Raw genomic sequence first — 8,457 nt, forward strand, 5'->3', positions numbered from 1 at the left:
GACCTTTGGGAAATTAATGAAGCATTTGCTATGGTTACCATGTGCCCAATTGATGATTTCAAACTTGATGCAGAGAAAGTCAATATTCACGGTGGTGCATGTGCGACCGGCCGCGCAACACGCTGGTCTACCTGTCCTACTCGACCAAGCTGGTCGACGGCTCGCCGATGAACAGCGTGGCGGCGGTGCCCGTCATGCCTTGGGCACAGGAGCCCGCGCCGGGCAAGTGAGCGTTGGGTTCGCGTGCCGAACCCAACACCTCAGTGTTCCAGCTCGGTGTCCCAGTACAGGAAGTCGCGCCAGCTCTGGTGCAGAAAATTGGGCGGAAACGCCCGCCCATTCTCCTGCAGCTCATAGGTCGTGGGCTGTTGCGGCGGCGTCAAAGGGTGCATGCCGCAATGGTCCGGCATCTGGTGCCCCTTGCGCAGGTTGCAGACCGAGCAGGCCGCGACCACGTTGGTCCAGCTGGTACGCCCGCCGCGGGCGCGCGGCACCACGTGGTCGAAGGTCAGCTCCTGCGACGGGAAGCGCTCGCCGCAATACTGGCAGCTGAACCGGTCGCGCAGGAACACGTTGAACCGAGTGAAGGCCGGCCGCCGCGCCGAGGGGATATACTCCTTCAGCGAGATCACGCTGGGCAGCCGCATCTCGAAGGACGGGCTGCGCACCACCCGGTCGTATTCGGCGATGATGTTCACGCGGTCGAGGAAGACCGCCTTGATCGCCTCGTACCAGGGCCACAGGGACAGCGGGAAGTAGCTCAACGGACGGAAGTCGGCGTTGAGGACGAGAGCCGGGCAACTGTCGGGTGGGGCAGACACCATCCCACTCCTTCGCCTTCATCTCATTCCGCGGACCCTCCGCGGATGCGTCATGCATATACGGAGAAACCCGCTTGACGCAATATCCTGCGCCCAAACCGCAGGAAATGTCACGATCTCGTCACGCCGCTCCGCCGATCGCCTGCGGCAGATGCCGCCGCAGCATGTCCAGGCCGGCGACCAGCCCCTCCGGATCGATGCCGTGGCCGAGGCCGGGCCGGGCCAGGGTCTCGACCTCGACCCCGGCGCCGCGCAGCGCCTGGGATGCCGCGGTCATGGCAGCGAACGGCACCACGCCGTCATCCTCGCCATGCACCAGCAGCACCGGCGGGCGCGAGACGATGTCCCGTGCTAGGGTCTGGGCGCCCAGCAGGGCGCCGGAATAGCCGACCACCGCGGCGCAGGGCCGCGGCCGCCGCAGCGCGGTGTACAGCGAGGTCATGGTGCCCTGGCTGAAGCCGACCAGCGCCAGGTCGGCATCGGTCAGGCCGCGCTCGGTCAGCGCCTGGTCCAGAAAGCCGTTGACGATCGGTGCCGCGGCCCGCAGCCCGGCCTCCATCACCGCCGGCGTCCGGTCCTGCAGGCTGAACCACTGCCGGCCGAAGGGCGCCATGTCGCAGGGCTCGGGCCCGTCCGGCGCCAGGAACTCGGCCTCGGGCAGGTAGCGGGCCCAGTGCGGCGCCAGGCCGATCAGGTCCTGCCCGTCGGCGCCGACGCCATGCAGCAGGACGACCAGAGCCTTGGGGGCGCGGCCGCTGGCCGGGGCGAGGCGGGGGCCGAAGAGGGAAGGGGGCGTGTCCATGCGCCATCTGTCCCGAGCGGCGCCCGGCCTGTCAACCGGCGCGGTGTCGCCGGCATCTTGACGCGGCCGCGGGGACGCCCCCTCTGTTGCCGCATGACCGTCGTCACCCGCTTCGCCCCCAGCCCGACCGGCCTGCTGCATCTCGGCCACGCCCATTCAGCCCTGGCCGGCTGGCGCCGGGCGCGCGAGTCCGGGGGACGGTTCCTGCTGCGGATCGAGGACATCGACCAGACCCGCTGTCGGCCGGAATTCGAGGACGCGATCCTCGAGGACCTCGCCTGGCTCGGCCTCGACTGGGACGGCCCGGTTCGACGCCAGTCGGAGCATTGGGGCGACTACCGCGCCGCCCTGGCGGTGCTGGAAGGGCAAGGGCTGATTTATCCCTGCTTCTGCACCCGGCGGGAGATCCTGGCCGAGATCGCGGCCATCGGGAGCGCGCCGCACGGCCCGGCGGACACGCCGGACGGCGCGCCGCTCTATCCCGGCACCTGCCGCCGCCTGTCGCCGCAGGAGCGCTCCGACCGGCTGGCCGAGGGGAAACCCTACGCCCTCAGGCTCGACATGGCCGCGGCGATGCGGCGCGCCGGGCCGCTGAGCTGGACCGACGAGCTGGCCGGCGAGCAGGTTGCGCGGCCGGAGCGGATGGGCGACGTCGTGCTGGCGCGCAAGGAGACGCCGACCAGCTATCACCTCGCGGTGACGGTGGATGACGAGATCCAGGGCGTCACCGTGGTCACCCGAGGCCTCGACCTGTTCGAGGCGACGCATGTCCACCGGCTGCTGCAGGCGCTGCTGGGGTATCGCGTGCCGGTGTGGCGGCACCACGCGCTGCTGACCGATGCAGCCGGCCGGCGCTTGGCCAAGCGCAGCGACGCGGTCTCGATCCGCGCCTTCCGGGCGGAGGGCCGATCTGCGGCAGAGGTGCGGGCGCTGGCCGGGTTTCCGGACTAGGATCGGCCGCGGGATGAACCGAACCTGGAGCCGAGATGACCGTCGCACCGACCATCCGCTTCGTCCGGCCGGACGATTTCAACCAGTGGCTGCCGCTGTGGGACGGCTACAACGAATTCTACGGCCGCGCCGGCGACACCGCGCTGCCGGCCGAGATCACGGAGACCACCTGGGCTCGCTTCTTCGACGCCTATGAGCCGGTGCATGCGCTGGTGGCGGAGGTCGACGGCCGGCTGCTAGGCCTGACCCATTACCTGTTCCACCGCAGCACCACCATGCTGGGCCCGACCTGCTACCTGCAGGATCTGTTCACCAGCGCGGCGGCGCGCGGGAAGGGCATCGGCAAGGCGCTGATCGAGGGCGTGTACGAGCAGGCCCGGGCCGCCGGCGTCGGCCGCGTCTACTGGCAGACCCACGAGACCAACCGGACGGCGATGCGGCTGTACGACCAGGTGGCCGATCGCTCCGGCTTCGTCGTCTATCGCGGGCGGCTGTGAGAGGCGACCCCAAACCTGTCATGCCCGGGCTAGACCCGGGCATCCAGACGATGTCGACGCTCTCTGGATTGCCGGGTCAAGCCCGGCAATGACAAGGAAGGTGAGGGGCGAACCTCACCGATTCAGGATCTTCTCGCGCTGCTCTTCGTACTCGTCCTGGGTGATCGCGCCCTTGCGGTAGGCGTTGTCGAGGTCGATCAGTTCCTGGCCCGTCGTCGCCCCGGCCGTGCCGGGCGGCGGCGTGTGGCTGCTGCCGCCGCAGGCGGCGACCGGAAGGGCCAGTCCGAGGGCGAGGGCGAACGGCAGAATTCGCATGGGATCTCCGAGGGCGACGATGGCTGTTTGAACGCCATGCGGCGTGGATTGTTCCGGTCAGCTGACGATCGGATCCGTAGGTTCGCGCAGGCCGCGGCACAGCGCCAGATAATCCGGCTCCTCCGGCCCGATGACGCCGCGCCGGATGGCCAGGTCGATGATCACCAGCGCGACGTTGAACTTGAAGTCCTCGGTGTCGCGCAGCTGGTCCAGCACCGCCGCCAGCGGCCGGCGCGCGAAGCTCTCGACCTCGCCGTCAGTGTTGCGCGGCGTGAAGTCCGGGGCCAGCGCCAGGTCGTAGACGAACAGCGTGTCGCGGCGCAGCCCCTCGGCCGTGTCCATCATGTAGGTGATGGCGCCGGCCGGCACCGCCTGCCGCGCCAGCGCCGCCGGGATCGCGGCCTCCTCGGCGCATTCCTTGACCAGGTTCTCGGCCAGGGAGAGGCCGGCCGGCTGGCCGCCGGCGACGAGGTTGTCCAGCTTGCCCGGCGCCAGCGCCCGGTCGGCCGCGCGCTTGGCGACCCACAGCAGCGGCCCGTCCGCCGCCTCGACCACGCCGTTGAGATGGATGCCGAAGGATTTGATGCCCAACGCCACCGCGGCGCCGCGGTCCACCGTGGCCAGCAGCGGCGTGCCCCATTCGGCCAGCACCGGATAGCGCTCGTCGCGGCGCTTGCGCACCAGCCCGGCCTCGATCAGCCGGTCGGTGACCTCCTCCAGCGCCGCGGCCCGCGCCTCCGGCCCGTCCAGCCGGTCGTCCAGCCGCCAGCCGCGCCCCTCCGGCCGCAGCGGGCCGGGGCGGCGGTCCAGCAGATCGGCCACGGGCGGGGACAGCCAGCCGGCGACGGTGTCGCCGATCCGCCAGGGGCGCAGCCGGGCGGGATCATGGGCGGTGCAGGCGCGGATTCGATCGAGCAGGCTCATGCCCATCGTCTAGAGCAAGTCGTGCCGCCGCGAAACCGCGATCCGCCGCCGCCCCGTCCGGGCCGGCACGCGAGGCGTGCAACCGGCGGCAGGAAGGCTTACCTTGGCGCCACCGCGGCCGGGGCATCCGGGCCGTCGGGGCAGGGTTGCAAGGAGTGGCGCGTGCGGCAGGTGGGGATCAGTCGGATCGCGACGGCGGGCGGGGCGGCGCTGTTGCTGCTGGCCCTGGCCGGGCCGGCTGCGGCGGCGGTCGATCTCGGCAACCTGTCGGCGGACGACATGCGGGCGCTGCAGCGCATCCTCGAGACCGAGCGGACCAACGCCTCGAACCGCCTGCCCTCGGGCCTCTCCGTCACCGTGATCAAGACCCAGACCTCGCCGCGGGTCTGCCGCATCTTCCGCATCGGCCGCCAGGGCCAGGATGGCGGCCAGGCGGTGGGCTGCCGCATCGGGGCGCAGCGCTGGGCGCTGAACGCCTCGATCGACGCGGCCCAGGCGGCGCCAGTCGATCCGTCGCCGGAGCAGCTGGTGGTGCGGCCCAAGGTGGTGGCGCAGTCGCGGCCGGTCCAGAATTCGGAGGATGAGGGCGTGGAGGAGGCCGGGGCGGCGCCCGAGGCCCCGGCCCGCAAGGGCGCCCAGGCTTCCGCATCTCCCGCGCCGGAGGCCGCGCGGCCTCCGGCCGAGACCCAGGTGGCGGCCTTGCCGCGGGCGCCGTTCCAGGCGCCGAAGCCGCTGGCCCGGCCGGACGTCCCCGATGCGGCGGGGCCGGCGGCCGCCGGGCCGACCCAGGCCCCGGTGCCCCGCGCCCGTCCGACGCCCGGCGGCACCGCGCCCGCCGCGGCCGTGCCGTCCGTCCCCCCGGTGGTCGAGATCGACCCCAGCCTGCGGGTGCTGACCGCGCCGCCTGCCGTGCCCGCGCCGCGGCCGCGCCCGGGCCCGGCCCAGCCGGCCGCGGTCGCCGCCGCACCCGTCCCGCAGCCGGCTGCTCCCGTCGTTCCGGCTGCCGCGCCGCAGGGGCCGGCGCCGATGGCCGAACCGCCGGCCGCGGCGCCCGCCCTAAACCCGGTGGCCTCGGCCCCCGCGCCCCAGAAACCGGAATCGCTGATCAACGTGCCGCCGGCCGCCCTCGCCTCGGCCCCGGCGGTGGAGACGCTGCTGCCGCGGGCTCCGGCCATGCCGGCGCCCTTCGCCGTGCCGCCGCCCAGGGCCCGGCCGGAGGTGGCCGCGGCGCATCCGGCCCAGGGCGTCGCCCCGCCCGCGACCCGGCCGCCGCCGCCCGGCGCGGCGGATGTGCCGGTACCGCGCCGCCGCCCGGGCTGATCGGCCCCGGGCGACATCGCATGTGACGGTTCGGCGCAATCGCCCTGTGCGGCCCGCCGGGCCCGGCCTATAGTCACTGGCATGAGCACCGTCTTCCTCATCCTCGCCGTGATCTGCATGATCGGGGTGGTCGCCTCGCTGGCCACCGGCGTGTTCGGCATGGCGCAGAGCGGCCCGTTCAACCGGAAATGGGGCAACAAGCTGATGCAGGCCCGCATCGGCTTCCAGGCCCTGGCCATCCTGTTCTTCGTGCTGGCCCTGTGGACGGCCTGAGCGGGCGCCGATGGTCACGCTGACCCGGATCTACACCCGCGGCGGTGACGCCGGGCAGACCTCGCTGGTCGGCGGCCGGCGGGTGGCCAAGCACGATTTGCGGGTCGAGGCCTATGGCACGGTGGACGAGGCCAATGCCGTGATCGGCCTCGCTCGCCTCCACACTTCGGACGAGCCCGACGCCATGCTCGGCCGGATCCAGAACGACCTGTTCGACCTCGGCGCCGACCTGGCGACGCCGGAGGAGAAGGAGCCGAAATACCCGCCGCTGCGGGTCACCGCGGGGCAGGTGGAGCGGCTGGAGCGCGAGATCGACGCCATGAACGCGTCGCTGGCGCCCTTGAACAGCTTCGTGCTGCCGGGCGGCAGCGCCGCCGCGGCCCATCTGCACCACGCCCGCACCGTGACGCGGCGGGCGGAGCGGCTGGTCTCCGCCCTGATGGCGGTCGAGGCGGTGAATCCCGAGGCGCTGAAATACGCCAACCGCCTGTCCGACCATCTCTTCGTCCTGGCCCGGCATCTGAACGATAATGGCCGGAAGGATGTTCTCTGGGTGCCGGGAGCGCATCGTTGACCGCGTCTGCCCATCGCTTGGGCAAGATGCTTGCGTGGACGGCAGTCGCGTTGACAAGCTCTGTCGGACATCACTATCGTTCGACCTCTTTGCTGCACCGCACCAATGCGGGCGGCCGGCGGGACAGGGACGTTCGGAGCGGAACCCAGGCATGATCCAGACGATCGGCGTCATCGGCGCAGGGCAAATGGGCAGCGGCATTGCCCAGGTCGGCGCCCAGAGCGGCTTCACCATCCGGCTGATGGACGTTGATGCGAAGGCGTTGGAGCGGGCGCGCGAGGCGATCGAGGGCCATGTCGACCGGCTGATCGGCCGCGGCAAGCTGACCGCCGAGGAGAAGCCGGCGGTGCTGGCCCGGATCCACACGGCGTCGGAGTACCAGACGTTCAAGGATTGCGACCTCGTGGTCGAGGCGGCGACCGAGAACGAGGCGATCAAGCGCGAGATCTTCAAGCAGCTGGTGCCGCATCTGAACGAGCAGGCGATGGTGGCCACCAACACCAGCTCGATCTCGATCACGCGCCTGGCGGCCACGACCGACCGGCCCGAGCGCTTCATCGGCATGCATTTCATGAATCCCGTGCCGGTGATGAAGCTGGTCGAGATCATCCGCGGCATCGCCACCGACGACGCGACCTATGAGACGATCCGCGACCTGGCGCTGAAGCTGGGCAAGACCCCGGCGGTGTCGGAGGATTTCCCGGCCTTCATCGTCAACCGCATCCTGCTGCCGATGATCAACGAGGCGGTCTACACCCTGTATGAAGGCGTGGGCTCGGTCGAGGCGATCGACACCTCGATGAAGCTGGGCGCCAACCACCCGATGGGCCCGCTGGAGCTGGCGGATTTCATCGGCCTCGACACCTGCCTGTCGATCATGAACGTGCTGTATGACGGCCTGGCCGACAGCAAGTACCGGCCCTGCCCGCTGCTGGTGAAGTATGTCGAAGCCGGCTGGCTCGGCCGCAAGACCAAGCGCGGCTTCTACGACTACTCCAAGGACGTGCCGGTTCCGACGCGGTGAGACTGTCCGGACCCGCGTCGGCTCATAACGTCTCGGCCTCGACGAGACCTCCTCATCCCCCGTCGCTTCGCGCCCGGCCACGAACAGATTGCCTCTCCCGCCTGGCGAGACCTTTTCAGAATGCCTTCGTCTGGATCGGCCCACCCCTTCTATCCTCCCCCTCCCCTTGCGGAAGGGGGAGTGTGGAAAACACGCGTTGGTTCAGGTGATCGAATTTTGAGAAGGTCTCGCTTGCGGGAGAGGCCGGGCCCGCGCAGCGGGACCGGGTGAGCGGGCCCAGGCCTCGACAAAACCCCCTCACCCGGAGGCGCAAGCGCCTCCGGCCTCTCCCGTGATCCCCGGGTCAAGCCCGGGGAGGAGAGGCAAGAGGATCGGCGCTCTTAAAGACAAGGACGCATCCGGCCGGCGGTCACCCGCCGCCGGGCTTCAGCAGCCAGGGGGCGCTGTCGAGCTTTTCGCCGGTCTCGATGTCGTACCAGCCCGGGTCCGGGACCTTGTCGCTCTGGTCGAGATGCCAGTAACGGCCGGCATCCGGCCCGTCCTCCGGCCACCAGGGCGCGGCGGGCTTGCCGTCCGGCTCCCCGTCCCCGGCCGCCTTGCGGCGCCGCCCGAACCAGTCGGCGCCGGAATAGTCCGGGTTCAGCCAGGCGGGGTCGGGGCGGATGCGCATGTCGCGGCAGAGCTGGAAGACGATCGTCTCCAGCGGCTGCCCGGCGAGGCCGGCATCGATCTCCGGGTCGTCGACCAGCCGGCGCCACATCGCGGCGATCTGCGCCTCGCAGGTGTCGGCATCGAGGTCGCGGTCGGCGGCGACCGAGCAGCTGACGGCGCGGGCCACGCGCTGGCGGCGCTTCTCCATCTCCGTGGCCTGGCCCCGGGCCTCGGCGGCGGCCTTGGCCGCGATCTCCTGCCGCTTGCGGGCGAGCAGGACCTGCAGCGCCAGGCTGCGGCGGACG

At 71.2% G+C, this 8,457-nt stretch carries 11 protein-coding genes and 2 pseudogenes; 8 read left to right on the forward strand and 5 right to left on the reverse strand.

The genetic code is table 11. The features are described from left to right. Positions 1-111, forward strand: a pseudogene (locus ABDW35_RS26005) (hypothetical protein); the annotation flags it as partial. A gap of 2 nt (positions 112-113) precedes the next feature. Beyond that, a pseudogene (locus ABDW35_RS26010) lies at positions 114-230 on the forward strand (CreA family protein); the annotation flags it as partial. Positions 231-260: 30 nt separating this feature from the next. Here ABDW35_RS26010 and ABDW35_RS26015 read toward each other — a convergent pair. Beyond that, positions 261-824, reverse strand: coding sequence for an HNH endonuclease (locus ABDW35_RS26015; RefSeq protein ID WP_343716766.1), 564 nt, complete (start codon positions 822-824; stop codon positions 261-263). 118 nt (positions 825-942) lie between these two features. After that, entirely contained in the window at positions 943-1,623 is a 681-nt protein-coding gene (locus ABDW35_RS26020) for a prolyl oligopeptidase family serine peptidase (protein WP_343716767.1), read from the reverse strand. Positions 1,624-1,716: 93 nt separating this feature from the next. Between ABDW35_RS26020 and gluQRS the strand changes: the two genes are divergently transcribed. Both gluQRS and ABDW35_RS26030 read left to right on the forward strand, forming a co-directional pair. Continuing rightward, positions 1,717-2,574 carry a tRNA glutamyl-Q(34) synthetase GluQRS gene (gene gluQRS / locus ABDW35_RS26025; protein WP_343716768.1) on the forward strand — a complete coding sequence of 286 codons (858 nt, stop codon included), beginning with the start codon at positions 1,717-1,719 and terminating at the stop codon, positions 2,572-2,574. Positions 2,575-2,609: 35 nt separating this feature from the next. After that, on the forward strand, positions 2,610-3,071 hold the full coding sequence (locus tag ABDW35_RS26030; protein WP_343716769.1) for a GNAT family N-acetyltransferase: 462 nt from the start codon (positions 2,610-2,612) through the stop codon (positions 3,069-3,071). Positions 3,072-3,185: 114 nt separating this feature from the next. Here the strand turns inward: ABDW35_RS26030 and ABDW35_RS26035 are convergent, their stop codons facing one another. Then, positions 3,186-3,386, reverse strand: coding sequence for an SHOCT domain-containing protein (locus ABDW35_RS26035; RefSeq protein ID WP_343716770.1), 201 nt, complete (start codon positions 3,384-3,386; stop codon positions 3,186-3,188). A gap of 57 nt (positions 3,387-3,443) precedes the next feature. After that, positions 3,444-4,310, reverse strand: a complete 867-nt coding sequence (locus ABDW35_RS26040) for a DUF4743 domain-containing protein (RefSeq protein WP_343716771.1) — start codon at positions 4,308-4,310, stop codon at positions 3,444-3,446. A gap of 162 nt (positions 4,311-4,472) precedes the next feature. Here ABDW35_RS26040 and ABDW35_RS26045 point away from each other — a divergent pair, with 162 nt between their 5' ends. The 4 genes from ABDW35_RS26045 (at position 4,473) to ABDW35_RS26060 (ending at position 7,501) form a co-directional block, all read left to right on the forward strand. Then, positions 4,473-5,630 carry a hypothetical protein gene (locus ABDW35_RS26045; protein ID WP_343716772.1) on the forward strand — a complete coding sequence of 386 codons (1,158 nt, stop codon included), beginning with the start codon at positions 4,473-4,475 and terminating at the stop codon, positions 5,628-5,630. An 81-nt stretch (positions 5,631-5,711) separates the two neighbouring features. Next, positions 5,712-5,903 carry a twin transmembrane helix small protein gene (locus ABDW35_RS26050; RefSeq protein WP_088157833.1) on the forward strand — a complete coding sequence of 64 codons (192 nt, stop codon included), beginning with the start codon at positions 5,712-5,714 and terminating at the stop codon, positions 5,901-5,903. Between the two features lie 10 nt (positions 5,904-5,913). Then, on the forward strand, positions 5,914-6,477 hold the full coding sequence (locus ABDW35_RS26055; protein WP_343716773.1) for a cob(I)yrinic acid a,c-diamide adenosyltransferase: 564 nt from the start codon (positions 5,914-5,916) through the stop codon (positions 6,475-6,477). A 151-nt stretch (positions 6,478-6,628) separates the two neighbouring features. Further along, entirely contained in the window at positions 6,629-7,501 is an 873-nt protein-coding gene (locus ABDW35_RS26060; protein ID WP_343716774.1) for a 3-hydroxybutyryl-CoA dehydrogenase, read from the forward strand. 409 nt (positions 7,502-7,910) lie between these two features. On the opposite strand, the gene ABDW35_RS26065 is transcribed toward ABDW35_RS26060, so the two are convergent. Next, on the reverse strand, positions 7,911-8,457 hold a 547-nt coding region (locus ABDW35_RS26065), incomplete at its 5' end, for a hypothetical protein (protein WP_343716775.1).

The organism is Inquilinus sp. (genome assembly GCF_039594555.1).
Lineage (GTDB): Bacteria > Pseudomonadota > Alphaproteobacteria > DSM-16000 > Inquilinaceae > Inquilinus.